Here is a 26,214-nt window from a genome sequence, read left to right as displayed (position 1 = left end):
TCAGCGGCGAAGTCTCTATCTGAAACAGAGTCGAGGCTGTTTTGGGAAGCGACTGCAAAGCCAAGCGACTCAGCCAACGCGGCGCGGTCGACAGGGACGGGTGTGCCAGCAAGTGCGCCAGAACCGAGCGGCAAGATAGAAACTCGTTTATTCAGGTCATTCAGTCTCTCGCGGTCACGTTCGAGCGGCCAGTAGTGACTCAGCCACCAATGCGAAAGCAGAATCGGTTGGGCACGCTGCAAGTGAGTGTAGCCAGGCATGATGGTCTCACCTGCGAGTTCAGCCTGCTCAACAAGAGCTGATTGCAGAAGGCTGAAAGCTGAAAGCAGTTCGGGTATTGCCTGTAACATCCACAACCTGAAATCAGTAGCAACTTGGTCGTTGCGGCTTCTTCCAGTGTGGAGTTTCCCTGCGGTCACACCGATTAACTCGGTGAGGCGGCGCTCAACGGCAGTGTGGATATCTTCATCGGAGGGGACGAAGATAAACTCGCCCGAAGCGAATTCTTTTTTGACAGTAGCAAGCCCGAGTGAGATCGAGGCGTATTCTTCATCCAAAAGAATATTTGCCCTGTGCAACGCATTCGCCCACGCGATGGAACCATCCACGTCCTGAATCGCCATGCGCTGGTCAACGGGCAGGGATGAATTCAAGTCCCAGGCTTGATCGTTTAGTTTGGTGGAAAAGCGTCCGCCCCAGAGGGTCATAAAATCTCCTTAGTAATTGGTAAATGGTAATTACCATTTACCAATTACTATTCTCTAATCCCTTTTGAATTTCGAATAATCAGGTTTCGGCATATCGAGGCCGGAAACAGGCAGGCCGTTCATCGCGCGGACTTTCATGCTGAGGCCATACAGGCGGATGAAGCCCTCGGCGTGACTCTGATCGTAGACATCTTCTTCGCCGAAGGTGGCGAAATCCTCGCGATACAAACTGAACGGAGATTTCTTGCCAGCAGTGATGATGTTGCCCTTGTAAAGTTTGAGGCGCACCAGACCAGTGACAGGCCCCTGCGTGGAATTGACAAAGGCGTCAATCGCTTCGCGCAAAGGTGTGAACCAAAGGCCGTTGTATGTGACTTCAGCATATTTCACGGCGACCATTTCTTTGAAGTGCATGGTCTCGCGGTCAAGCACAAGTGACTCGAGTTCGCGATGCGCATACAGCAAAATGGTGCCGCCGGGAGTTTCATACACGCCGTGAGACTTCATACCCACGAGGCGATTCTCAACAAGATCAACGCGGCCAATGCCGTGCGCGCCGCCAATGGCATTTAACGTTTCAACGATCTTCGCAGGAGAAAGCTTTTCGCCATTTACTGCAATCGGATTACCGCTTTCAAATTCGATCTCAACATATGCTCCTTCTTCGGGAGCGTTCTCAGGTGAAGTCGACATTTGGAACATGGATTCTTCAGGTTCATTCCACGGGTCTTCGAGCAGGCCGCCCTCATGCGAAAGATGCCAGAGGTTTGAGTCACGGCTGTAAATGGATTTGATGGTGGCGGTGACAGGAATGTTGTATTTCGCCGCCATCGCAATCGCATCTTCGCGGGAGCGAATGCTCCATTCACGCCACGGAGCGATAATTTTGAGGCGTGGGTCAAGCGCCATGACGGTTAATTCAAAACGTACCTGATCATTCCCCTTGCCAGTTGCGCCGTGTGAAATTGCATCTGCGCCGACTTCGTGCGCGACATCAACAAGATGTTTTGCAATTAATGGACGGGCCACCGATGTGCCCAATAAATACTTGTGTTCATAAACCGCCCCCGCCTTCAGCATTGGAAAAAGATATTCAGCAGCAAACTCTTCCTTCATGTCATGGATGATGCACTGGCTCGCGCCGCTGTTGATAGCTTTCTGTTCGAGTCCGCGCATGTCTTCATCACCCTGTCCCACATCTGCACAAAAGCAGACCACTTCACAGCCGTAGTTTTCTTTCAGCCAGGGCACGATCACAGACGTATCCAGTCCGCCTGAATAGGCGAGGACAACTTTCTTCACTTGCGGTTTTGATTGCGGGTTCATTTATTTCTCCTTGGTTAATTTGGAGTTCCAAAGCTCGCTTCGGAAATTGCGGGAGCAGGTCTTGGAACTCCAGAGTGAAAATAAAAACAGCCACCCCAGAAGGATGGCTGTTTTGGATTGACTTGTGCTTATTACTTAGCGCACGTTTGCGTTTGCTCTGCCGTCAAAACAAAAAACTCCCAACCTTCTCAAAGAAGTGGGTTTCGGACGACGTGTACGCGGGAGTGCAAAAAAGCTAAACATGTTGGGCGGTATTCTACTCGAAATATGAAATGAGTCAATGGTTTTTGAAAGTCAATTTTTAAGAGTACCCAAATGGGTACTCTTATAGTTACAACGAATGTAACTAACGCCATTTAGTAACACGTTCTGGGATGCGCTCGTCTCTTAACTCCTGACAAAGCTTCTTCAACCTCGGAAGTGCCCCTTTCCATTCCAAATCTTTGAGGCCTTCTTTCAGCGGAACATCTTCTCGAAGCGTGGATAGTTCTCTGAATAACAAAGCATCTTTGTAATTGTTTTTTAGATTCTCAAGCAAGGTCGTGGCACGACCAAGACCCAGTCCTAATTTATTCGGGTCATTGGGAATTCCCTCGATGTGTTTGTACTTCGCCAGCACCGTCGAAGTAGATTTCTCTCCCCAACCTTGAATGCCTGGGTAGCCATCAGCAGAGTCACCTACCAATGCTAGAAAATCAGGAATGGATTCAGGGCTGACGCCGAATTTTTCAATCACACCTTTTTCATCCAAAACAATTTCGCGACGGCGGTCCCAACAAACGACTTTGTCACGCTCCACCATTTGCGTCAGATCCTTATCCACCGAACAAATGATAACTTGCTCCACTGACTTGATCTTCTTGAACTTCGCCACTGCCGCCGCAATCGCGTCGTCCGCTTCAAACTTGACCATGGGCCAGGTCACCAACCCCAAGGCTTTGACCGCCGCCTCAGCCAGTGGAAATTGATTCAAGATAATAGGGTCAACGCCTTCACTTGATTTGTACCCCGCAAACATCTTATTGCGAAACGACTCGATAACATGGTCGAAGGCAACTGCAACATGTGTCACTTCGGGGTCATTTAGCAGCAACATCATGCTTCGAATCAGCCCAAGTGTTGCGCCGACTTCCTGTCCGCTGAGAGATTTTTTGGGCGGCGCACCAAAATGAGCGCGGAATAATTCATACGTGCCATCAACCAAATGGATCTTCATTTCTTCCAAACTCCTGCGCACTTCTTTTGGTTCTTCACATCTGTTTCAGAGGCGATCAACGCCTGCGCTTTTTCCCGAATCGATTCATCCCCAACTTCGTTGTAGACATTTCGCATCGAGACCAAAATATCATAGCGGATCAACTTGCCGTTCTTTTCGGTCACACATTCCTTAAATCGTTTTTCCATCCCATCCAGATACAGCTTTTGCTGTTTCTTGCCAACAACAGCCACATTCCACAGCGACTGCATGCAATGCCTCGCCGTGACGAAGCGTTCATCTTTTGTTACATTGAGTAATTTATCATAGTCTTTGAAAATCCTGCCCCTGGGGTCGCTCTTCGCAAGGTATGTCAGGATTTGGGACGTGATCGCACGCACGTGGTTATCCTTGTGAGTCAACCCTTCCACAATTTCCTCCCACGCCTCGTATGCCCAATCCACGGGCTGCTCGGTCTCTTTCATTAAATAATCATAGGCTTTGAATTGAATCTGGCCATCGTCCGAGCGGATATTATCCAAATGCGTTCGAATGATTTTATCCATGAGACACCTCTATTTTCAATTATGCAGCATCATAGGCCTGCTTCAACCAGGCAAGCAGTTCTTTATCTATTTGTTTTGGATCTGTGAGGCGTACTCGATGGGTGACCATATTGTGCCACGTTCCAGACGCTTCGAGCCGCGCAGTGGGTGGAACACCTTTAAATTTGATGCCGATATCCATTCGTTCGATGGAAGAAGGCATGACAATGCCAAATTTTTTCCCGTTACGCAAAAGGCTGACATATGTGCTGGTAGTACCCACGGTAACATCCGCCCCGAACTTGGCAATTCTCGCGGCAAGAACATCATACGCGCCGCGCCACTTTTCCTTCCTGCCTGAGAATAATTTGGCAATCGCTTCATCCTGTGTGGCTTTGGGCGTATCCACATTTACGATCTCATGAGCAATCGCATTCGCGTGACCATGCCCCAGTTCAAATTCTGACTTGAGCCAAACCATCAATTCGGGATATTTTGTCAGTCCCTTTTTGGCTGCCAGCTTACGAAAATCATCGGGCGTCTTGCCTGTTTTGGCTTTTATATTGTCGAGATAGGCTTGATATGTCATCGAGTTCTCCTATAGTTATTTCTTCTTGCCGCCAGAAGCATTGAAGTCAACCGCCGCACGGATAAGATCTTTAAGTGCTGCTTCATCAAGCTTATCGCCTTCTGCAATATCAATCGCGCGCGTGGCCTTGGCATCCAAGCCTGCGTTAAATAATTTTTTCGGGTCTGGCAGGGATGCGCCTTTGAAAAAATTGAGTTTCACATGGTCTTTGAAAACGCCCGATGCCACCACATTGCCTTTGCACGTCCACACGGGAACACCCCACTTCCAATCTTCGGCAACTTCGGGAGCAGTTTTCAGAATCAGCGCACGAAATTGCTTGATCCACTTTCCGCGCCAATCGGTGAGGTCGTTTATAAATTTATCGATCTCTTGTGAGGGAGACAGTGCCATTAATAAATTCTCCTTATTTTTGCAACTTGATCAAATCCTTCAACGCTTTTTCCAGCAAGGACTTCTTCGCCTTAATATCCTTCATGTCTGCAAAATAAGCCATGCGTCTGTCCACGTATTCGCCTTCCAACAATTTGCTCTTGACCTTTGAAATCTGTGGATTATGAAACACAAGATGAATGCGTTCCTCCTCCCGTAGATTAAAGGTCACAAGATACTCCCCTTTGTAATTGAAGGATGGAGCATTCCATTTAATTTCTTCGTTGATGTCTTTATTCACACCCTTGATGATGGACCGCACCGCTTCCACCTCCGCCTTGAGCGGGTGACTGAGATTCTCAAGAAATTCATTCACCTTATCCGTGCGGCTGACGGGCGATCCCTTCTTCTTTTTCGGTGTGTCGTTCGTCGAGTCTGCCTTAAACGACAATCCTTTTTCCTTGAGCGTCTCGCGCAATATGCCAAGCGCCTTCGGTCCCATCCCATGCAGTTGACCCAACTCCGCTTCGGTGATCTTGGTCAATTGCTCAAGGCTGGAATATCCTGCCGCTTCCAACGCTCGCGTGGCTGGGGCTCCAATTTTCGGAAAATCATTTTTATTTTGATTGTCTTGTTTCATTCAAGTTCCTACATTTTTTATTTAACTAGAAATGCAAGTTCTGTCTGCCACTTTTGCGGGTCTGGCTCAGTATCTGGGTCAGTCGGATACCATTCAATTCGTCCCGCCCACCATTCAACTCCATCTTCTTTTGTAGTTTGCCAGGTGATCTTATTTTTTTCTGCCCAAGCCAGAAATTCAGCAGTCACAGCCACTAAGTTGTCGTAATGTCCGAAATATAAGAATACAGCGTACTGACCTTCGGAAAGGACACCTGTTGTAATGCGGTCGTTTCCATCTATCCTGCTCGCAACTGGAAAGCCAACTTCAATATCAAGTTTCTTTTCCATGTCTGTGGTGAGATAACGAATAAAAGGCGGACCAGAGGGCGTCAATCCCTTGCTAGCTAAAAAGGCATTTGCTTCATCCCAAAATCCTCCAAGCACATCGCCAAAGGGTATTCCCACCTGAGCGCGGACTGCCACATAAGGTTGTTCCTTACGATGTTCCAATTTTGGTTCTACATTCATGGTTCACTCTCCTTAATAAGATGTATAAATTTAAGAGCTATGCTCTTTTATTACTTTGGCGGGATATTCTGATTGAGGTGGAAAAAGTTATCAGGGTCGTAGCGGGCTTTGATGGCAGCGAGCCGCTCCCAGGTCCCGTTTGGATACGCGGCGCGGACTTGCGCCTCATCCACATCCGCAAGGAAGTTGACGTATGCACCGTTATCACTTTGGCGCAGGGCCGAAGCGAATTCCGTTACCCAGGCTTCATGGATTCTCTTTTCATTGGGATTTTCATACAACGCGGCAAGGTTGACCATGATCCGCGAATTGCGATGAGCGAACGCTGTTGCATCTGCTCGAACGCGGGACATCGCGCCTCCCAATACCCGTAGCTGGGTCACAGCCATTGAGGCACTCGAACTCTGAAGGCGATTCAAGATCATCTCCGCTTCAGAACGGGTGACATGGTCAATAAACATGGTGCGTCCCGCTGCGACGGGGTGATAATCACCGCCTTCTTCGGGAGGGAACATTTCGGGGTAGGTCATCGGGCGGATCATATCCGCATAGGGTGTGGCAATGGAACGGAATTTTGAAATCACCTGCTCCCCCATTTCAATATCGCCAGCATAGACCATCATCGCCATGATGACCACCTTGCCATGCATATCTGCTGGAAGGAATGGCATAGGCGGCGCGGTCATAATGTTCAGGATGGTGGAAAGTTCGTTCGGCGCAGAATCAGCTTCCTTTAAGAAAGAGGCGATAGTGTCCGCAGTTGCAGGCAGGCAAAGCATCCCGCCCAGTACTTTATCCAGTTCATGCAAATGGAATTTGAAACGGGTTGCAACACCAAAGTTTCCGCCGCCGCCGCGGATCGCCCAAAATAGATCCGGATGATTCTGATCATCCACATGCAGGAGTTGAGCATCGGCGGTCACAATCTCGGCGGCCAGCAGATTGTCAATTGTGAGGCCATGCTTGCGCACGAGATAACCGACACCGCCGCCGAGCGTGATGCCGCCAAGACCGACCGTGCCTGTATCGCCAAAGCCTGTGGTGAGACCGTAGGCGGCTGTTTGAACAACATACTCGCCAGCGGTCAATCCCGCTTCAGCCCAGGCAGTTTTATCCTGAACATTGATCTGCAGATCCTTCATCGCAGAAAGATCAAGGACGATGCCGCCTTCGGTGGTGCTGTGACCTGCGTTGCTGTGTCCGCCGCTGCGAATGGCAAGCTCGATCCCAGCCTCGCGCGCCACTGAGACAAGACGAGAGACATCGCCCGCATCTGCCACTCGAACGATCGCCGCGGGGTGACAGTCAATTCCGCCGTAGAAGACAGTACGCGCCTGTTCATAGCGCGGGTCATCAGGGGCAATAACCCGTCCGTTGAATAGCGCGCGCAGTTCTGAAATGGAAGGGACAATTTGATCAATCAGGTTGGATTTGATTTTCATTTTTCTCTCCTTATTTCTAAAGTTGGTCTGTCAAATTTTCAGCCCCCCACCCTGCCTTCTGCCAATGGGAGAGGGGAAAGACTCTTCAATCGAAAGACACGACAATCGGAGTGAGGGGTGTTTTCGAGATCAACCTGGCGACCTTGATTAATTAATTTTGTAAATACTCACTCGTAAGCGATTGTTTCGCCTTCAACAATTCTTTTGGCGTGCCTTCAAACATGACCTTACCGCCTTTGCTGCCGCCTTCGGGGCCCATGTCAATGATCCAGTCGGCGTTCTTGATGACGTGCAGATTATGTTCAATGACAACGACCGTGTTGCCCGTATCGACCAAACGGTCAATGACTTGCATGAGGTGACCGATATCGGACATGTGCAAGCCAGTGGTCGGCTCATCCATGATATAGATGCTTCCTTTTTTGTGTAGCTCGCTGGCGAGTTTGATGCGTTGACATTCACCGCCCGAAAGCGTGCTCAATGGTTGGCCGAGTCCGAGATAATCCAAACCGACGTCGCTCATGGCTTGTAATTTCTTCTTCACTTCTGGAAGATCAAAATACTCCAGCGCCTTTTCAACATTCATGGACAAGACTTCTGAAATATTTTTTCCGTTCAGTTTATATTCCAACACTTCATCTTTGAAGCGCCTGCCCTCACAAACTTCGCAGGGCGATTTGACGCTATCGAAAAACGACAACTCGGTATAGATCACGCCCAGCCCCTGACAGTTTTCACACGCGCCCTTCGAGTTGAAACTAAACAGCGAAGCCTGCACCTTGTTCGCGGATGCAAACGCCTTGCGCACATCATCCAGGATGCCCGTGTACGTGGCGGGATTGGATCGGCTGTTGACTCCGACAGCCGATTGGTCGATCACGATCGCATCTGGATGTTGATGTTGAAACACTTCATTGATAAGCGAACTTTTCCCAGACCCTGCCACGCCCGTCACCACGGTCAGCACGCCCGTTGGAATGTTCACACTGACGTTTTGCAGATTGTTGACCTTCGCATTCTTGATCGGCAGTTTACCCGTCGGCGTGCGGAACTCTCCCTTGATCGGCACGGATTGCTGCATGTGTTTGCCCGTGATCGTGTTCGCCTTGAGCAAATTCGCATAACTGCCTTCGAAGACGATCTCGCCTCCATGCGGACCCGCGAGCGGACCCACATCCACGACATGGTCTGCGGCTTTGATCACGTCAGGGTCATGCTCCACGACGATGACCGTGTTGCCCTTGTCACGCAGTTTCTGCAGTAACTCATTCATGCGATGCACATCCCGTGGATGCAGTCCCACGCTCGGCTCATCGAAGATATAGATGACATCGCTCAGGCTGCTGCCGAGGTGTTTCACAATTTTTACGCGCTGTGACTCTCCGCCTGATAATGTATCCGTCTCACGGTCGAGGCTGAGATATTCCAAGCCAATGTCCACGATATTCTGTAACCGTTCGAGAAGCGCTTTGACGATTGGCTCGGCGGCGGGTGTTTTGATCGTTTTCACGGCTTCGATCAATTCAGGGATTTCCATGCTCGTCAGGTCGGCGATGTTGTAGCCATTGATCTTGCATTTCAGGATGGTCTTGTTCAATCGCGCGCCGTTGCATTCGGAACAGGGACCCATTGTCATAAATGGCTCAATCGATTTTTGAGTGCGCTCAGACTTGGTTTTTAGATCCTGTTTGATGTACTTGTTGGTAAAGCGGTTGATAATGCCTTCGTAGGTCAGGTTGAAATCTTTTGCCCCCATCTTGGTCTTGACTTTGATCGGCTCGCTATATAAAAGGTCGTGCAATTCCTTCTGGGTGTATTTGGAAATTTTCTTATCAGGGTCGAATAAACCTGTATTGATCAAATTGCTCCAGCCCCAACTATCCACATTGTATTCAGGAAACAGAATCGCGCCTTCATTCAAAGATTTGGATGTATCCAAAAACTTGTCCATATCCACATCCAGTTTACGACCAAGTCCGTTGCAGTTCGGGCACATCCCTTGCGGGTCGTTAAAACCAAAGACATTAGTGGGTCCCACATGCGGCTGTCCGATGCGCGAGAACATCATGCGCAGGATCGTGTTGATGTCGGTGATCGTGCCCACGGTCGAGTGTGAACCGCCGCCCATCCGCTTCTGATCCACCACGATGGACATGCTCAAGTTCTCGATGGAATCCGCTTCAGGCTGGGCATACTTTGGCAGGAAGTTCCGCACGAACATGCTGAAGTTTTCGTTTAGCAGGCGCTGTGACTCAGTGGCAATCGTATCGAACACAATCGAAGATTTGCCCGAGCCGGATACGCCGGTAAAGATGGTTATTTTTCGTTTGGGGATTCGCAAAGACACATTCTTCAAGTTATTTTCGCGTGCGCCGCGAATCTCAATATATTCCTGGGGCATGGTCTCTCCTCTGAAATCTCTGCCGAATGGTTAACGCATTGGGTGGGCAAAAGCAAGGCTTTCACCCACCCAGATAAAATGTCTAAATATTTTAGAACGTTTATTCTAAACAGTCAAGGCAAAAACGATTCTCAACTCACCGCTCTATTGGGGCATAAACCGTTTCCAATGTCCCTCAGAAATAACTTCGGCAACGCCATCCACCACTTTGATGGCGGTCTGATCGTCAATCCCGTAGGTTGGCACTGGTACCTTGGCAGCCATTCTTTCTACTTTGGCCGTGGAACTTTCGGGGTGGTTCTCGTGATCCAGATGCGGAAGCAACGCAAAGTCAACCAGGCCCAGCCCCTGCTCGATGACAAAGGGCGCATTGGGGTCATCGTACGTCTCTCCAAAAATAGGTGCCGTCACCATGCTGCCAGCGCTCACCCCCACGTAAACCGTCTTACGCAGCGACGGCAGGAGTTCTGCCAGTCCAGACTCTCGCATCCAGCGGCACAGATACAGGACATCGCCGCCAAACACCAACAGGGCATCAGCCTCCTCGACAGGAGTGACCCAATTCTCTCTCTTGATGCTGGGTAGGGCCGTGAGCTCCAGCACGCCCAACGATTTCCAACCCAATTCGGTCAGGGGGCTGGGACCTAATCCGCTGATGAAACGGTAGGCCATTGAAGGTCCGACGGAGAAAGGATAGATGGCGGTGGGAATGCAAAGGGCGCTGGACTCGGCAATCGGTTTGCCCAACAGATCGACCAACGCTGTCTGGATACTTGCATTCTTGATACCAGCTGAGGTAAGCAAAAATTTCATCGAGACCTCGGCAAGAAACTCCCTGCTTTAGCAGTGGAGAGGGATAGCCGCTGGCGATGTACTTTCGCTAGAGCAGTTTCAATAGATTGAAGTTGCGGTATAATCACGCCATGAAATTGATCGCTCAAATAAAACTCCTGCCTACGCCTGAACAAGCGCAAGCCCTTCGTAAAACTCTTGAGGTTGCAAACGCCGCCTGCAATTACATCAGCGAACAGGCGTGGGAGAGTCAGACATTCAAACAATTTCCAATCCACAAACTTACGTATTACGCTGTCAAGGAAATGTTTGGCTTGACCGCACAGGTGGTTGTGCGTTGCATCTCGAAAGTTGCAGATGCTTATAAGCTGGATAGAAAAGTCAAACGTACTTTCAAGCCGCATGGCGCGATCGCTTTTGATGACCGCATCCTGACCTGCAAACTGGACAGGATGGAGTTGAGCCTCTGGACAGTAGAGGGCAGACAAAAGATGTCCTTTGCCTGCGGAAAACGCCAGCTTGAATTGCTCAAAGGCCAGCATGGGGAAAGCGACTTGTGTCTGGTCAAAGGCAAGTTTTACCTGATGGTTGTCTGCGAGGTGGAGACACCCAAGCCAATTGACGTGGAAGGGGTGTTGGGGGTGGATCTGGGTCTTGTCCAGATCGCCGCAACTTCGGACGGTGGCGGGTTCAGCGGCGCGGCGATCGAAGATAACCGCCGAAAGTTTGGACATCGCAGAAGCAATTTGCAAAAGAAACAGACCAAATCCGCCACACGAAAACTCAAGAAAATATCTGGCGTTCAATCCCGTTTTCAAAAAACAACCAACCATAGAATTAGCAAAATTCTCGTACAGATTGCGTATGACACTCATCGAGCGATCGCCCTTGAAGAATTGGGCGGTATCCGTGAGGCTCCCGTAAAAGGACGCAAGCAGAGAGCGAGACATGCGAATTGGTCGTTCTACCAACTGAGGCAGTACATCGTGTACAAAGCCGAACGCGTGGGGGTTCCTGTGATCTTCGTTGATCCAAGAAACACCTCGCGCACCTGCCCCGAATGTGGTTGTGTTGATAAAGCCAATCGTAAGTCTCAATCTGTTTTCCTTTGTACCGCTTGCAACTTCTCTGGCAATGCGGACAGAGTAGCGGCTGTGAATATCGCAGTCAGGGCAGAAGTAAACCTGCCAATGGTCTCGAACCTTCGTGTTCAGGGACAAAGCCCCCTGCTTTAGCTGTGGGGTTCGTTTACGATGTCTCTCCAGAACGATTTTAAGAACCTAGAGGATTCGCACTTGTTTTCAAACTCAACTCACCGATTTTTTCACGAGCGCGATGATCTTTGCCTCTTCGGCAGAGGTCAATTTTATCAACGCGAAGGCGGCAGCCCACATATTGCCTTCATCCAGTTTCGCATCGGGTTGAAAGCCGAAGGTTGCATACCTCACACCGAACTTACTTGCAGCCTGAAAAAAGCAGATGACCTTGCCATCCGCGTCGGCATAGGCGGGCATGCCATACCAGGTCTTCGGCATGAGCTCTGGCGCAGCAGCAGTAACGATCTCATGAATCCGCTTCCCCATGGAACGATCTGTTGGGTCTTTCATTGCACTGATTGCCGCAAGGATGGCTTTTTCACCTTCTGCCCTGTCCTTGCCCGCGCGTGCTTCTGCCTTCAACTCTTGAGCACGAGCCTTCATCGCGGCTTTTTCGTCGGCTGTAAATCCTCCAGCAATTGTCTTGGTGGTCTTTTTCGTATCTGTCTTTGGGCTCATAAGAATCTCCTTATCTAACTTTTGGTTGTTTTGACACCTTGCATAAAAACGAATTTATCTTTACAATAAAGATACTTCAAGATAAAGACAATGTCAAGGGCAAATTTCTATGACCAAACCAACAAAGCCAGATCTGAAAAAACGAGCCCTCATGGCAGTCAGGGATTATGGCGTTAATCTGACGCAGTTCCGAAACGCCATGAGTGAATGGGCCGGACTCAACGTGACCGACATGGAATGTCTGCGATTCCTCTTCTTCAAAGGTGTCGCATCGCCTTCTGAACTTTCCAAGTCTACGGGTCTCACCTCTGGCGCAACGACCGCCATGCTGGATCGGCTCGAAAAGGCTGGCTTAATTGAACGCCGACCCAACCCCAATGACCGCCGCGGAACTTTGATCGCTCCTGCGCCATCGAGTGCTGAAAAAGCCGCATCATGGTTTGAGTCGGCGCGAAAGGCACAAGACGAATTAATCTCAAGTTACTCTGAGAGCGAACTGGAAATCGTTGCGGATGCCTTTGAACGATTTGCAAAACTTTGGGATGATGAACGTAAGAAAGTTCAAAAAGACCCGTAGGGATCGCATCACTCGCCGTCGTACGCCTTTTTCAAGTCTGCAACAATAATCTTTTCCATCTTCAACATCGCATCCATCACCCGTTTAGATTTTTCAGCATCAGGGTCACCCAATAACTCACCTAATTGTTTCGGAATAATTTGCCAAGACAAGCCCCATTTATCCTTCAACCAACCACAACTAGGCTCCTTCCCGCCATTCATCATAAACGCCTCCCAAAAATAATCCACTTCGGCCTGGCTTTCACAATTCACATACATTGAAACGGCTTCGTTGAATTTAAACATTGGACCCGAATTCAAACCCATAAATTCCTGCCCATCCAGTTCAAATGCCACCGTGAAGACTTTGCCGTCAGGTACGCGTGAGATGTTGTTGACTTTTGAGTTCTTGAACAGAGAGATGTAAAAATTCATCGCCTCTTCGGCTTGCGTATCGAACCATAAAAACGGGGTGATTTTGCTCATGTTAATTCTCCTTTTGATATGTAACATAACGCAATAACACTGCCCCATTTGGGTATGTCTTTGTACTTTCAAGCTTGAGGTCTTTACGGGCTGTAATGCCATCGAATAGCCGCTTACCGCTTCCCAAAAGAACTGGATGCACCACAATGCGGTATTCGTCAATGAGTCCAGCATTGGTGAAACTCTGTACCAGTTTTGAACTGGCAAAGATGATCATATCTTTGCCAGTTTGTCCTTTTATCTTTTTGACTTCCTCCTCTACGTTTTTGTTGATAAGCGATATATTTTCAAATACGCCCCAGCCAGCTTTCGAGAGCGTTTTTGAAAAAACAATTTTTGAAGTGTGATTCATAAGGTCCGCAAAATCACCAGATTGTGTGGGCCAAAATTGTGAAAGCCCTTCATAAGTGATGCGTCCCAGCAAAATCGTGTCAAATTCCTGAAAGGAATTTTGGAAATCAGGCGTTGAATCAACCACACCTGACATGCCCCAACTTATCATATTGTCTTCGTCGCCTGCTGGCCCTGACATGACGCCATCAAATGTAATATGTGAAACCGCAACGATTTTTTTCATTTTATTTTCTTTTGACCGCTTTTATTTTTTCATTCTTCAAATTATCTGCGATACGAAACTTTACAATCTGACCAATCAGTTTCAGCGGCAACGGCTCATCCAGCGGGAATTTCGTGGTGCCTTTTCCGCCCGCATATTTTGCGATTGCTTTGTTGAATGCTTCAGTTCCAGTTGGAGTTGGATACATGGACACATGCTGTTTCCAGCCTGCGAAATGGACCAGGTTTTTGCCATTGAGTTCAAGACACGCAATCTGGTAACTGATCTTTTCTTTTGCATCTGGAGCAAGCGTCTTAATCAGCTCGCGGATTTTTTGCATGTAACTTTGTGATTGTTCCGGGCAGGCGGCGATGTATTCATCGATTGATTGAAAATTGGTCTTTGCCATTACACGCCTGCCTTTTCGTCCACTTCAAAGATGCCAAAGGTGTTGCCTTCGGTGTCGATGAAGTATCCCTGCCAGCATCTGCCAGGGACAGGGAATTTTTCCAGAGCAACCTGTCCGCCGCCTTTCATGATCTTCTCGGCGATCTCATCAAAGTTTTCCACTTCCAAAGAGCAGACGAAGGCATTCGTCCCATGCTCGGGCGGAGGAGTTTTGGCAGGGCGTTGAAGCAGGCCGCCGCGAGATCCGCCCGTTTCAATATCCCAATACTCGATGGGAAGATTGGGCTGAAGGTTGAACTTCCAATCAAAGACCTTTCGATAAAAACTAACGGCTCGCTTCACATCGTCAGCTTGTATTTCAAAGAAGATATATCCGTGGCTCATACATTATTCTCCGAGCGAACAAGCTCGTAATGCTGATACACCACGCCCGTAGGCAGAGGCGCAGATTCGATCAACTTCAGGCGCAGGTATTTTCCATCCGGAAATAACTTCTTGCCGCCGCCCAGCACAAGCGGGTAAACATGCAAAAAGAATTCATCCACAAGATCGTTTTCGATGAGGGTGTGCATTAACACACTGCTGCCATCCGAAAGAATGTTTTTGCCGGGTTGGTTCTTGAGTTTGCGAACTTCTTCGACCACGTTGCTGCTGATGATGGTGGAATTGCTCCATGCCGCCGAAGATTTCAACGTAGTGGAAACGACATATTTTTTAACATTGCCAAAAGGATTCTCTTCGGGCGGCATGGGTTCAAAGGCGTCGCCGTGAGTCTTCCAGGTTTTGCGCCCGAGCAAAAGAGTATCGGCGGTTTCCATGGCTTGCGAGAAGCGCATGCCGATGTCGTCGTGCCAAAAGGGAATGGTCCAGCCGCCGTGAGAGAAGCCGCCATCGGTATCTTCATCCACGCCGCCGGGGGCTTGAATGACGCCGTCTAAAGAAATGAATTGATGTACGATCAGTTTTCGCATGGTTTCTCCTTTTTATCTCAGACTATATCTTTACCAATAAATCATCAAGGCGCTCGTAACCTTCTCGCACGCCCTTTTCCATTCCATTTTGGATCATACCATCGCGGTCAGCAATAGACTGAAAGACAGAATGAATCGTAGCCTTTGTCCTGTTGCCGGGCAACTCTTCAAGAACCATGCAATCCAAAGAAACGTGTCCCGGGTATCCTTCGAACTCAAAGGTCTGGATCATGTTTTCAGGAGACATGGCATGGAATGTGCCATGAAAGCCATATTCATTTCCTTCTTTATCTTTGTGGACATAACGATATTTTCCGCCACTGACAGGCTCAAAAGTCTCGAGGATCATTTCATATCCATGCGGACCCAGCCACTGCACGTATAACTTCGGGTCGATGTGCGCTTTGTAAACCAAATCACGCGGAGCATCAAATTCGCGTGTGATAAAAAGCTCCTGCTTGCCGGGCTCGGCAGTTACTGTTACTTTATTTTTCGAGGGCATGTTATTTCTCCTTTTTCATCTTTTCTAAAACGTCATCCAATCTACCAAATCGTCCTTCCCATAACTGGCGGTACTGCTCCAGCCAATCGTTCACTTCACTCAATTTATCAAACCGCGCTTCCACATACCGCTCGCGTCCCTGTGGAATGACGACCACCAACCCACACTCTTTCAATATCTTGATATGCCGGAAACCGCCGGACGGCTGATGCGAAAATTCTCGGCGACACCGTTAAGGGTCAGCCTTTGTTGAGCCAGCAGACCCAAAATGGCTCTGCGGTTTGGGTCTGCAATTGCCTGAAAAACATCTCTTCTCATACTCACCTATGCGTAACTATTCAGTTACTTATAGAAGCGATTTTAGAACAGATATTCTTATTTGTCAAGATGAAAATGGTCTGAATTATCGAATTTAGAACACCCCCTTCGGTTATGAACTATCGCTTAAAACGTGGATACGACCCCAGCACGCGCAGCATCACCGCGTACTCACCCAAATGATCGAGCGCGCGCTGCACGGTTTCATCCTGCACGGAGCCGATCAGATCGATATAAAAAAGATATTCCCACGGACTTCCCTGCAACGGTCGTGATTCAATTTTTGCCAGGTCAATATCACGCAAAGCAAAAACGGACATTGCCTTGAACAATGAGCCGGGGACATTTTTCAACGTGAATACGATGGAAGTCTTCGCATCATCCGTCGGGACAATTGATTCTCGTCCGACAGCAAGAAAACGCGTATAGTTTTCCGGGTTGTCCTCGATGCCTTCCTGGAGGATTTGCATTCCGTACAACTCAGCCGCCCGCTTCGACGCAATGGCCGCCACATCCCGCGCACCTGACTCTTTGAGCATCTTCACACTACCCGCCGTATCGTACACCTGCTCTGCCTTGATTCCATGTGAACGCAAATATCCCGCACACTGACCCAATGCCTGCGGATGGCTGATGGCCTTCTTAATATCTTCCATCTTTACACCCGGATTGGTGATGAGACAATGCTGCACGCGCAGGAAGTACTCCCCCACAATATGCAGGTCATGCCGCAGAAGCAAATCATAATTTTGATGAATGCTGCCCGCCAGTGAATTTTCAATGGGAGCCAGCGCCGCATCACTTTTACCTGACACAACCGCATCGAACATCGCATCGAAAGATTCACATGGAACAGTTTCCACTTTCCCAAAATAATTAAAAACAGCCTGCTCTGAATACGCGCCGGGTTCGCCCTGGAATGATACTTTCATGATTACTCCTTATTTTGTCTTAGGTCAAAAGTCGAAAGAGTCAAATCTTTGGCTAATCACTTTTGACTATTGTCTTTCAGCCCACTCCACGATCTTCCGAAATCCAGCTTCGACATCTTCATCGGAAGCGGCAATCGTCATGCGGATAAAGCCTTCGCCATATTCGCCGAATGCCGAGCCAGGAACAAGCCCCACGCCGACTTCATCCAGAATCTTTTCACACATCTCCACCGATGACATCTTCAAAGCACGCAGATCGAGGAAGAAATAGAAAGCACCTTGCGGAGGAATCACTTTAACTTTTTCACATTCCAGTTCATGCGAGAGACGCAGCACCAGATTGCGTCTCCTTGCATATCCAGCACGCATCTCGGCAGTGACATCCTGCATGGCGGGGTCGGTCAACGCAAAGGCGGCGGCCTTTTGAATGAAGGGAGCTACACAAGTAATGGAGTTCTGCCCTGCCTTCAAGGCGTTCTCAATAATGTGAGCAGGCGCAGCGAGGAAACCAACCCGCCAACCCGTCATCGCATAGGATTTGGAAAGGCTGTTCACGATGAGCGTGCGTTCCTTCGCGCCGTCAATCGCTGCTGCGGATGTGGGTCTCTCTTCATAATATAAACTTCCATACACTTCATCGCTGACGATCCACAGGCTGTGTTCTTTCGCAAAGTCTTGCAGCTTTTGCAGATACTCGCGGGTAGGGTATGCGCCCGTCGGGTTGGAGGGATAGTTCAGCACAATGACCCGGGTTTTGGGAGTCAAAGCTTTCAGCCATGAGTCGAAGAAGGGGATAAATCCATTTTCGGCGGGGGCAGAGACGCGGATCACCTTTCCACGCAGCATGATGGCCATGTTCGAATGAGTCGCCCATGAAGGGTCTGGAATCAATACATCATCACCAGGGTTGAGAATGGATTGCATGGCGAGATAATAAGCGTGAATGCCGCCGTGCGTAATGAGGATTTCGGAGGCGGGGTCGTAGGTGATGCCTTCGTCGCGGATCAGCTTGTTTGCAACAGCAGCTCGCAGGTCGGGGTAGCCGCGCGAGGGACCGTAATGAGTGAGCCCGGCTTGCATCGCTTTGAAAGCCGCATCGGCAATGGCGGGATGAGTCCCGAAATCAGGGTCACCCACTTGCAGGCCGACGATATTTTTTCCACTGGCTTTAAGCGCAAGGATGCGGTCGGCCATGGCGACCGTAGCGGATTGGCGAATAAGGTCAAATTGTGTATTGATGCTTTGCATGATGGTTTCCAATTTAAGTGGAGATTGCTTCGCCGCAGAAGAGCAAAAGCGCGGCTCGCAATGACATGGGAATTAATGGGCGTGAGTGTATCAAATAAACAAAAATCCCGTCAACTGATTTGACGGGATAAATGGTCATCAAAAATAATCTTATTCCGCAAACGGTTGGATGTGCTCCGCCTCGTCAATTTTCAACTTGACTGGCAAAAGAAATGTGAAGGTGCTTCCAATGCCCTCGGTGCTTTCTGCCCAAATACGCCCGCCATGCATTTCTATCATCACTTTTGCCACAGACAATCCAAGTCCCATGCCGCCATGTTTGCGCGTCAGATGCGATTCAACCTGATAGAATCTGTCAAACACATGCGGCAGTTCTTCGGCGGGAATGCCGACGCCATCATCCTCAATACTCACTTTCACAAACTTGGATTGAAGCTCACTATGAATGATGACATGCCCGCCTTGGTTGGTGAATGTAATTGCATTCTTTAAAAGGTTGCTCAGCGCGATCGCTACTTTGCTGCCATCTGCATCTACAAAAAGTTCCTGACCACCCGCCAGCATCACCTTTAGTGTGATATTTTTCTGTAAGGCCATTTCACGAAACGAAGCGACAACGTCTTCGATGACGCGCGCAATGGAAATTTTCCGCTGACGAATGCGCGCACCGCCTGTTTGATAATTATCAACGCTGGACAGGCTCTCAATGATCTCTTTTAGCCTGGTGGCATTGCGAATGATCGCATCCACCTGTTCTTGATGTTTATCACCGATCAATTCGCGCAAAAACGTCGAATGCCCGAGGATCAACCCAAGCGGCGTGCGCAATTCATGGGAAGTGATCGCGATAAATTCATTCTTCAAGCGGTCAAGATCACGCGCCTCGCTTTGATATGAAATGACATTGCCTTCAAGGATCTCATTTTGCATAGCCGTCGTGGCAAGCGCAGACAAGGCTTCAAGAAGAGCGATATCATCCTCGGTATAATACGATTCATTCTTCTTGTTGAAAACCTCAAAGACCCCAACAGGTTTTCCGTGCAATAAAAGTGGAACAGCCAAAAGGGAGCGGGTCGTGAAGCCGGCCAGTTCATCAATTTTGCTATAATGACGGCTGTCATTCTTTACATCGTTGATAATCAGCGGTTTGATATTCAGAAAAGCCCAGCCAGCCGCGCTTAAATCTAAAGGAATTCTTGCGGAGCTGATGGCATCCCGATGGAACCACGGCACATACTTAAAAGTAAGTTCGCGTGAAATCTCATCGTACTCCATTAATGACGCGCTCTCGCTCTCGGTCAATTCAGAGGCGGCAGATAAAATGGAACGCAAGTAAGTCTCAAGGTCCACGGATGTACCAAGATTACGCGTTACTTCAAGGAGGCGTTTAAGGAGTTTCGATTGATCCACAACCATGGCTAGCCTATAGTAAGATTATACATCACGGGTCTATCTGGAATACAGGTTGGCAAATACATAAAATTGCAATTAAATATCAAGGAGAGATTTGTTATGGCAAACAGAAAAGTACGTGTCGCCATTATTGGCGTGGGAAATTGCGCATCGTCGCTGGTTCAGGGTGTTCAGTTTTACAAGAACGCCAAACAGGATGAGACCATCCCCGGCATTATGCACACACAACTCGGCGAGTATCATGTCGGAGATATTGAATTCACCCTCGCCATTGACGTAAACATAAACAAAGTCGGCAAGGATCTTTCAGAAGCCATTTTCGCCGAGCCAAATAATACATTCAAGTTTTCAGAAGTTCCTCACCTCAACGCCCCGGTCGTGCGCGGCATGACCCATGATGGTCTTGGCAAATATTTAAGTGAGATCATCACCAAGGCACCCGGTCCTACCGCGGACATCGTCAAACTGCTTAAAGAAACAAAAACGGATGTCATCATCAACTTCCTGCCTGTTGGCTCTGAAATGGCGACGAAGTGGTATGTGGAACAGGCGCTTGAAGCGGGCTGCGCATTTGTTAATGCCATTCCTGTATTTATCGCATCCTCTGAATATTGGGGCAAGCGCTTCCGCGACGCAGGCCTGCCCATTCTCGGAGATGACATCAAGAGTCAGGTCGGGGCAACGATCGTTCATCGCGTGCTGACCAGCCTGTTCGTAGATAGAGGCGTGAAGATCGACCGCACTTATCAACTTAACTTTGGCGGCAACACCGATTTCCTCAACATGCTCGAACGCGAACGTCTTGAAAGCAAGAAGATCTCAAAGACCAACGCGGTCACAAGCATGGTACCCTACGATATGGGCAAGGATAATGTCCACGTTGGGCCAAGTGACCATGTGCCGTGGCTGACCGACCGCAAGTGGTGTTACATCCGTATGGAAGGCACCACCTTCGGCAATGTCCCGCTCAACTTGGAATTAAAACTTGAAGTGTGGGACAGTCCCAACTCCGCAGGCGTGATGATTGACGCTGTGCGCTGCGCCAAGATCGCACTTGACCGCGAGCTCGCCGGCCCCATCGTTGGACCATCCTCTTATTTCTTCAAGACCCCGCCGCAACAGTTCCGTGACGATATCTGCCGTGATAAAGTGGAAGATTTCGTCTCAGGCAGAAGCGACGAATAAAAGATAAATCAGTGATTAGAGAGACGTTTGCATAAGCAGACGTCTCTTTTTTTCAGGTAGAATTTGACATATGGAAAAAATTCGCTTCATTCTTAACCTCGGCCTGCTTGCTGTCCTGTTGGCAGCCTGCCAACCCGCAGCAGCCACTGCCGACCCGGGGATCGTAATGACCGCAGCGATAGAAACAGCCTTCGCTCAGATCAACGTTCCAACCTCTACATTAATTCCAACTGAAACTCCCATTCCCACTGCAACCGTTCCACGCACACCGCCTGCGTTACCATCTGCCTTTACAACAACTGTATTGCATCCTCTGGATACACCTCACACGTATATCCAGGATTCATGTCAGTACCTCAAAGCCAAATGGGATCCCAATAATGCCGCGCCCGGCACGATCGTATTAGTGATCATGTTCCACGGCATCAACAAAGACTCAAGTTCTCTGGATGCCAACGACATCACAGTGAAAGATTTTGATAAATTAATGGGCAGCCTCAAGGAGCTTGGATTCGAAGCTATTAACGCCACGCAGCTTGCAGATTTTCTGGACAGCAACGCGCCAATCCCCAAGCGCTCGGTGGTATTGACTTACGATGACAGGCATACTGCTGAAGCCTTTGAACATTTCCGCCCGTATTATGAACAGTGGGGTTGGCCGGTGATCAATGGCTGGATCAGCGCATTTGGCGCGGATGACCAATTCCTCCAGGAAAATGTTGTTCTCTCCAAAGAAGGCTGGGTGGATTATCAGGCGCATGGCGTGATCCACAACATCAACATCAGTCCCAATTCAACGGATGAGTTCATCCGCAGCGAACTGCAAGGCTCGATCGACAACCTGAAAAAATATTTCGAAAAAACGCCTGTCGCCTATATCTGGCCGGGCGGTGGATTCACGCCGCGCGGCGCGCAGATTGCGCGGGAGGTCGGCTATCGTGTCGGATTCACCGTCAATCCGCGTGGACCGATCATGTTCAACTGGATTCCGCTCGCAGATGCGCCAGACGCGGGACGTCCAGCTTTCATTCCTGAAGGCCCGGTTAATGATCCACGGCTAACCTTGCCGCGTTACTGGCCCACCCAGGTACTCGGAGCATTGGATACCATCCGTATCATGGGGAATGATGCCGCCGCATACGCTGAACAAAACAAAGCCACCGAGTTGGAATATTATGATATTGTCTGCGCTCCGACGTTGGGTTCCATTCCAGGCATGCCGTAATAACGAAACCTTCAATCAAAATCCCGAGCATCCTGACATAATTGAATATCGTTTACAATCAACATCATGATAAAGCAAGTATCCAACACAAAACATATCCTCTACCGAGTTGCGAGTGTCCTGACCCTGATCTTCATTCTTATCTCATGCGAAGCATTTACGACCAGCCCTTCGCAAACAACCGATCCAACTGAAACTGCTGTCACACAGACTGGTCAAACGAATCCAACGCCTGAACTTCCTGCCATCTATCAATCCCAGTATTTAAATCCGCTGGACAAGCCGCGTACGTATGTCGAAGAAATCTGTAAATATTTAAAGAATAGATGGAATCCGCTGAATGCCGAACCCGGCACGGTCGTCATGGTGATCTACTTCCACAACATCACCAACAGCCCAACCGGAGACCCGGAAAGTATTGCCCTGATCGAATTCCAAAAGATCATGCAGCAGCTCAAAGTCCAGGGCTTTGAAGCGATCCCCACAAAAAAATTCCTGTTCTTTATGGAGCAAAATATTAAGATCCCGCCCCGTTCTGTTTTGATCATCCAGGATGGCAATTACGATGCGCAATATTACGCAAGATACTTCCGTGAATATTGGAATAACTGGGGATGGACAGTCGTTAATGCATGGCCGAGTCAAGCCGAGATCCCGGATACTTTATGGGAAGAAAACATGGCATTGGAAAGGGAAAAATTTGTGGATCATCAAGCACTGGGAGTTAGCGCGGATATCACATTATCCGAGGAATCTTCAAAGGCGATCATCACACGCGAACTGGACGGCTCGCTCTCGGCATTTGCCGAACATTTTGCCAAGACTCCGTATGCCTTTATCTGGCCTAACGGCGGATTTGGTGTGCGCCCCATCCAGGCAGCCCGTCAACTAGGCTACCAGCTTGGCTTCACATCCAACTCGCGCGGACCGGTGATGTACAACTGGGTACCGCTTGCTGATGAAGTTGATCCTGAGCGCCCCAGCCATCTCCCAGAAGCGTTGATCAACGACCCATTGATGACCATCCCGCGTTATTCATCAGACGAAGCGCTTGATGCAATTGACGCAGTCCGCGCTTCCGGCAAGGAAGCCGCGGCATATGCTGAAGCGAATAAAGCCAAAGAAGTTGAATATTACGAGGCGTATGCAGGGCAGAATATGGTCCCCTGCCAACCCCATAACCAACAAATGGAGGTCTCTCATGTCTGATTGTATTTTTTGCATGATCATCAAAGGTGACATTCCAAGCACCACTGTATTCCGCGATGAGCAGGTCACAGCCTTCCGCGATCTGAACCCTGCCGCGCCAACACACATCCTTCTTGTTCCGAACAGACATATTGATTCTGTCAACTTGCTTGCAAATGACGACGAACCATTGATCGGTCATCTCTTCACCACGGCAAAACAAATCGCTTCACAGGAAGGCATTGCGGAAGACGGCTATCGTCTGATCATTAATACGAACGCACATGCCGGGCAGACCGTCTTTCACATCCACCTGCATCTTTTGGGCGGCGCGCCCATGAAACATCCAATGGGATAAAATACATGGCGATCAGCGGAAAATCGGCTGGTCGCTTTTTTATAAAACGGAGTCTAGCATCTCCCGACCGTGTCAAGCAAAGTCTGGAGATTTTGCACCCCAACATTTACGAGGAGTCGTCTTATGCCTGAACGAGAAATTTACCTGCTTTCCCCGCGCGCGCTCAGTCCAGAGACCATCGCGGTCGCGTTCGCAAAAACATCCCGCGCGCCTGAATCCTTTCGCGAGATCGCGGCAGAACTAAGTGATGAAAAGTCTGCCCAGTTCCACGAGAAATGGGTTGTGGGCTATGGCCACGCTTCGGTGGCGGAACATGCGGTTTTGCATTTTGCATTTGAAAATGTTTCGCGCATCGCCATCGAAACGATCGAAAGCAGCCGATTGGCATCCTATACAGAAAAATCCACACGCTACCAAAAATGGGGACAGGCTGATTTCACGATTCCACCTGAACTGGACGGACTTCCACTACGGGACGAATTCGTCGACACTGTACGCTTCCTCTTCTCGACCTATGCTGAGTCGCTTGACCCGGTAAAGAATCTCATCTTAGAGAGATCCCCGCGCCGCGAGAATGAAAGTGACGAAGGATATGACCGCCGCATCCGCTCGCAATACGTGGACAGATGCCGCTTCATCCTGCCCGCCGCCGCGAATGCGAATGTCGGCATGACCGCCAACGCGCGCGTGGTTGAAATGATCATCCGCAAAATGCTCTCCCACCCGCTCGCGGAAGTGCGTCAGATCGGCGAGAAGATGAAGGAAGTTGCCAAAGCTGAAACGCCGACATTGGTTAAATATGCGGACGCGGTTCCTTATTTTGTTGAAACAGTGAAAGAATTGCAGTCATCAGTGGACAGTGGACAGTGGACAGTGAACAATGATCGGGCGGATTGGTGTTCTTTGATCGACTACGACAAAGACGGCGAAAAGAAAATCCTTGCGGCCACGTTGTATCGCTTCAATGAAATGTCATTTACGAATGCGCTGACTTATATCGAAGCATTATCAGAGTCAGAGAAAGCTGAACTGGCAGACACATTACTCAAGCGCTTAAGCCGCTACGATGTACCGTTGCGTGAGTTGGAATACAGCACATACACGTTTGACATCATTATGGATCAAGGCGCGTACGCCGAATTTAAACGTCACCGCATGATGACCCAGACACCGCAGAGACTGTCTACACGGCTGGGGTACACAATTCCGCGCCTCGTAACAGAAGCAGGCTTCGGGTTAAAGTATGAAGCGGCGATGCAATCCGCGATTCAAATGTACGAGAAATTGTATGCGTTCAATCCCGATGTCGCACAATATATCGTCCCCAATGGATTCAATCGGCGCGTACTGGCTCAATTCAATTTGCGCGAAGCATTCGCGTTCTGCCAATTGCGGAGCGCGGCCAACGCGCATTTTTCGATCCGCAGGGTGGCGCAAAAAATGTACGAAGAGATGGCGCGCGTGCATCCGCTGTTAACGAAGTATATGAAGTTACATGATGAGACCTGGGAACAGGTGGAAGAAAATTATTTCACGCAGGTATAGATATTGTAGGGGCGGAGCAATGCTCCGCCCCTACGTTTTAATCGCCGTCTTCTTCTGTTTTGACCCCAAAAACCGCATCGATCTTTTCAAGCACTTCTAGTGTGATCCTGTCAACCACATTTGCCGCTTTCATATTTTCATGTACCTGCTCCACACGGCTCGCACCTGTAATGACAGTGCTGACAAATGGATTCTTCAAACACCATGCCAGCGCAAGTTGCGAAAGAGTACAGCCAATTTCCTTAGCGATCAAATCCAGTTCTGCAACCTTGGCTAGTTTTTGCTCATTGGTCAAACTATTTTTTAACCATTCATAGCCTTTGAGCGCGCCGCGACTGTCAGAGGGGATGCCGTTATTATATTTACCAGTCAGCAGACCAGAAGCCAGCGGACTCCAGATCGTGGAGCCGTAGCCATATTCCTTATAAAAGCGGACATAGTCGCCCTGCATACGTCCCTGCTCAAACAAATTGTATTGCGGTTGTTCAACGACCGGTTTGTGCAGGTGATGACGTTCTGCAATTTGGATCGCTTCGATGATCTCGGAAGCCGACCATTCCGATGTGCCCCAATACATGGCTTTGCCCCATTCAACAATATTATGCATTGCCCAAACGGTCTCTTCGATGGGCGTGGTCTGATCGGGACGGTGACAGTAGATCAGGTCCACATAATCCAGCTGAAATCTTTTAAGCGAATCATCAATGCCTTCGATCAGGCGTTTACGATTAAGGGTGTTCTTTTCGTTCACACCATCGTGCAGACCCCAATAGAATTTTGTGGAGACCAGATAACTGCCTCTACGCCACTTCAATTCTTTAAGTGCTTCGCCCATCACCGATTCAGATTTTCCGCCGGCGTACACTTCGGCGTTATCAAAAAAGTTCACACCCGCGTCATACGCCGCAGCCATCATTTCCACAGCGGACTTCACACCCGCCTGATTATGAAATGTAACCCATGAGCCAAAAGAAAGTTCACTGACCTGAATTCCCGTCCTGCCAAGATAACGATATTTCATTGTTCCT

Annotated in this window: 29 protein-coding genes and 1 pseudogene; 7 read left to right on the top strand and 23 right to left on the bottom strand. The window is 49.1% G+C overall.

Translation table 11 applies throughout. The annotated features are described in order from the left end of the window. The 11 genes from argH to IPL17_RS10745 form a co-directional block, all read right to left on the bottom strand. On the bottom strand, positions 1 to 707 hold a 707-nt coding region (gene argH, locus IPL17_RS10795), incomplete at its 3' end, for an argininosuccinate lyase (protein WP_345307098.1). A gap of 54 nt (positions 708 to 761) precedes the next feature. Beyond that, positions 762 to 2,033, bottom strand: a complete 1,272-nt coding sequence (locus IPL17_RS10790) for an argininosuccinate synthase (protein ID WP_345307097.1) — start codon at positions 2,031 to 2,033, stop codon at positions 762 to 764. 346 nt (positions 2,034 to 2,379) lie between these two features. Next, positions 2,380 to 3,249 (bottom strand): 5'-3' exonuclease H3TH domain-containing protein, encoded by an 870-nt coding sequence (locus tag IPL17_RS10785; RefSeq protein WP_345307096.1) that lies wholly within the window; start codon positions 3,247 to 3,249, stop codon positions 2,380 to 2,382. Further along, the gene (locus IPL17_RS10780; protein ID WP_345307095.1) at positions 3,246 to 3,794 is read right to left on the bottom strand and encodes a hypothetical protein; all 549 of its coding nucleotides are present in this window, start codon (positions 3,792 to 3,794) and stop codon (positions 3,246 to 3,248) included. The genes IPL17_RS10785 and IPL17_RS10780 overlap by 4 nt, the downstream gene beginning before the upstream one ends. Before the next feature lie 19 nt (positions 3,795 to 3,813). Further along, complete coding sequence (locus IPL17_RS10775) at positions 3,814 to 4,362, bottom strand: DUF4287 domain-containing protein (RefSeq protein ID WP_345307094.1); 549 nt, start codon at positions 4,360 to 4,362, stop codon at positions 3,814 to 3,816. 15 nt (positions 4,363 to 4,377) lie between these two features. Further along, positions 4,378 to 4,755, bottom strand: a complete 378-nt coding sequence (locus tag IPL17_RS10770; protein WP_345307093.1) for a DUF1801 domain-containing protein — start codon at positions 4,753 to 4,755, stop codon at positions 4,378 to 4,380. A 13-nt stretch (positions 4,756 to 4,768) separates the two neighbouring features. After that, positions 4,769 to 5,374 carry a DUF1801 domain-containing protein gene (locus IPL17_RS10765; protein WP_345307092.1) on the bottom strand — a complete coding sequence of 202 codons (606 nt, stop codon included), beginning with the start codon at positions 5,372 to 5,374 and terminating at the stop codon, positions 4,769 to 4,771. 17 nt (positions 5,375 to 5,391) lie between these two features. Beyond that, complete coding sequence (locus IPL17_RS10760) at positions 5,392 to 5,883, bottom strand: GyrI-like domain-containing protein (RefSeq protein ID WP_345307091.1); 492 nt, start codon at positions 5,881 to 5,883, stop codon at positions 5,392 to 5,394. Positions 5,884 to 5,933: 50 nt separating this feature from the next. Beyond that, complete coding sequence (locus tag IPL17_RS10755) at positions 5,934 to 7,325, bottom strand: FAD-binding oxidoreductase (protein ID WP_345307090.1); 1,392 nt, start codon at positions 7,323 to 7,325, stop codon at positions 5,934 to 5,936. Positions 7,326 to 7,476: 151 nt separating this feature from the next. Further along, on the bottom strand, positions 7,477 to 9,726 hold the full coding sequence (locus tag IPL17_RS10750) for an excinuclease ABC subunit UvrA (protein WP_345307089.1): 2,250 nt from the start codon (positions 9,724 to 9,726) through the stop codon (positions 7,477 to 7,479). Positions 9,727 to 9,870: 144 nt separating this feature from the next. Then, positions 9,871 to 10,539, bottom strand: coding sequence for a peptidase E (locus tag IPL17_RS10745; protein WP_345307088.1), 669 nt, complete (start codon positions 10,537 to 10,539; stop codon positions 9,871 to 9,873). A gap of 110 nt (positions 10,540 to 10,649) precedes the next feature. On the opposite strand from IPL17_RS10745, the gene IPL17_RS10740 reads away from it, so the two are divergent. Then, on the top strand, positions 10,650 to 11,753 hold the full coding sequence (locus IPL17_RS10740; RefSeq protein WP_345307087.1) for a transposase: 1,104 nt from the start codon (positions 10,650 to 10,652) through the stop codon (positions 11,751 to 11,753). A gap of 72 nt (positions 11,754 to 11,825) precedes the next feature. Here the strand turns inward: IPL17_RS10740 and IPL17_RS10735 are convergent, their stop codons facing one another. Then, complete coding sequence (locus tag IPL17_RS10735) at positions 11,826 to 12,293, bottom strand: hypothetical protein (RefSeq protein WP_345307086.1); 468 nt, start codon at positions 12,291 to 12,293, stop codon at positions 11,826 to 11,828. A 109-nt stretch (positions 12,294 to 12,402) separates the two neighbouring features. On the opposite strand from IPL17_RS10735, the gene IPL17_RS10730 reads away from it, so the two are divergent. Then, entirely contained in the window at positions 12,403 to 12,870 is a 468-nt protein-coding gene (locus IPL17_RS10730; protein ID WP_345307085.1) for a MarR family transcriptional regulator, read from the top strand. Between the two features lie 8 nt (positions 12,871 to 12,878). Here IPL17_RS10730 and IPL17_RS10725 read toward each other — a convergent pair whose 3' ends face one another. The 10 genes and pseudogenes from IPL17_RS10725 to IPL17_RS10680 form a co-directional block, all read right to left on the bottom strand. Further along, positions 12,879 to 13,337 carry a VOC family protein gene (locus IPL17_RS10725; RefSeq protein ID WP_345307084.1) on the bottom strand — a complete coding sequence of 153 codons (459 nt, stop codon included), beginning with the start codon at positions 13,335 to 13,337 and terminating at the stop codon, positions 12,879 to 12,881. 1 nt (position 13,338) lies between these two features. Beyond that, positions 13,339 to 13,914, bottom strand: coding sequence for a dihydrofolate reductase family protein (locus tag IPL17_RS10720; protein WP_345307083.1), 576 nt, complete (start codon positions 13,912 to 13,914; stop codon positions 13,339 to 13,341). A gap of 1 nt (position 13,915) precedes the next feature. Continuing rightward, a complete protein-coding gene (locus tag IPL17_RS10715; RefSeq protein ID WP_345307082.1) occupies positions 13,916 to 14,302 on the bottom strand; it encodes a DUF1801 domain-containing protein in 387 nt (128 codons plus the stop codon). After that, the gene (locus IPL17_RS10710; RefSeq protein ID WP_345307081.1) at positions 14,302 to 14,685 is read right to left on the bottom strand and encodes a VOC family protein; all 384 of its coding nucleotides are present in this window, start codon (positions 14,683 to 14,685) and stop codon (positions 14,302 to 14,304) included. The genes IPL17_RS10715 and IPL17_RS10710 overlap by 1 nt, the downstream gene beginning before the upstream one ends. Then, positions 14,682 to 15,272, bottom strand: a complete 591-nt coding sequence (locus IPL17_RS10705) for a dihydrofolate reductase family protein (RefSeq protein ID WP_345307080.1) — start codon at positions 15,270 to 15,272, stop codon at positions 14,682 to 14,684. Before IPL17_RS10705 ends, IPL17_RS10710 begins: the two co-directional genes overlap by 4 nt. Positions 15,273 to 15,294: 22 nt before the next feature. Beyond that, complete coding sequence (locus tag IPL17_RS10700) at positions 15,295 to 15,774, bottom strand: SRPBCC family protein (protein ID WP_345307079.1); 480 nt, start codon at positions 15,772 to 15,774, stop codon at positions 15,295 to 15,297. A gap of 1 nt (position 15,775) precedes the next feature. Then, positions 15,776 to 16,092 (bottom strand): annotated as a pseudogene (locus IPL17_RS10695) (metalloregulator ArsR/SmtB family transcription factor). A gap of 119 nt (positions 16,093 to 16,211) precedes the next feature. Further along, the gene (gene pheA, locus IPL17_RS10690; RefSeq protein WP_345307078.1) at positions 16,212 to 17,024 is read right to left on the bottom strand and encodes a prephenate dehydratase; all 813 of its coding nucleotides are present in this window, start codon (positions 17,022 to 17,024) and stop codon (positions 16,212 to 16,214) included. Positions 17,025 to 17,090: 66 nt separating this feature from the next. Next, positions 17,091 to 18,272, bottom strand: a complete 1,182-nt coding sequence (locus IPL17_RS10685; protein ID WP_345307077.1) for a pyridoxal phosphate-dependent aminotransferase — start codon at positions 18,270 to 18,272, stop codon at positions 17,091 to 17,093. 150 nt (positions 18,273 to 18,422) lie between these two features. Continuing rightward, positions 18,423 to 19,688 carry a GAF domain-containing sensor histidine kinase gene (locus IPL17_RS10680; protein WP_345307076.1) on the bottom strand — a complete coding sequence of 422 codons (1,266 nt, stop codon included), beginning with the start codon at positions 19,686 to 19,688 and terminating at the stop codon, positions 18,423 to 18,425. A gap of 96 nt (positions 19,689 to 19,784) precedes the next feature. On the opposite strand from IPL17_RS10680, the gene IPL17_RS10675 reads away from it, so the two are divergent. The 5 genes from IPL17_RS10675 to IPL17_RS10655 all read left to right on the top strand — a co-directional run bounded on the left by IPL17_RS10675 (position 19,785) and on the right by IPL17_RS10655 (position 25,186). After that, the gene (locus IPL17_RS10675; protein WP_345307075.1) at positions 19,785 to 20,870 is read left to right on the top strand and encodes an inositol-3-phosphate synthase; all 1,086 of its coding nucleotides are present in this window, start codon (positions 19,785 to 19,787) and stop codon (positions 20,868 to 20,870) included. A gap of 70 nt (positions 20,871 to 20,940) precedes the next feature. After that, entirely contained in the window at positions 20,941 to 22,095 is a 1,155-nt protein-coding gene (locus IPL17_RS10670; RefSeq protein WP_345307074.1) for a polysaccharide deacetylase family protein, read from the top strand. 66 nt (positions 22,096 to 22,161) lie between these two features. Beyond that, positions 22,162 to 23,304: a hypothetical protein gene (locus IPL17_RS10665; RefSeq protein ID WP_345307073.1), complete on the top strand. Its 1,143-nt coding sequence runs from the start codon at positions 22,162 to 22,164 to the stop codon at positions 23,302 to 23,304. Next, positions 23,297 to 23,641, top strand: coding sequence for a histidine triad nucleotide-binding protein (locus IPL17_RS10660; protein ID WP_345307072.1), 345 nt, complete (start codon positions 23,297 to 23,299; stop codon positions 23,639 to 23,641). The genes IPL17_RS10665 and IPL17_RS10660 overlap by 8 nt, the downstream gene beginning before the upstream one ends. Positions 23,642 to 23,764: 123 nt before the next feature. Further along, entirely contained in the window at positions 23,765 to 25,186 is a 1,422-nt protein-coding gene (locus IPL17_RS10655) for an FAD-dependent thymidylate synthase (protein ID WP_345307071.1), read from the top strand. A gap of 37 nt (positions 25,187 to 25,223) precedes the next feature. Here IPL17_RS10655 and IPL17_RS10650 read toward each other — a convergent pair whose 3' ends face one another. After that, positions 25,224 to 26,207: an aldo/keto reductase gene (locus IPL17_RS10650; RefSeq protein ID WP_345307070.1), complete on the bottom strand. Its 984-nt coding sequence runs from the start codon at positions 26,205 to 26,207 to the stop codon at positions 25,224 to 25,226. Positions 26,208 to 26,214 lie beyond the last annotated feature (7 nt).

It is taken from the genome of Candidatus Villigracilis saccharophilus, assembly GCF_016711665.1.
This window is presented reverse-complemented; position numbering and strand designations above follow the sequence as displayed.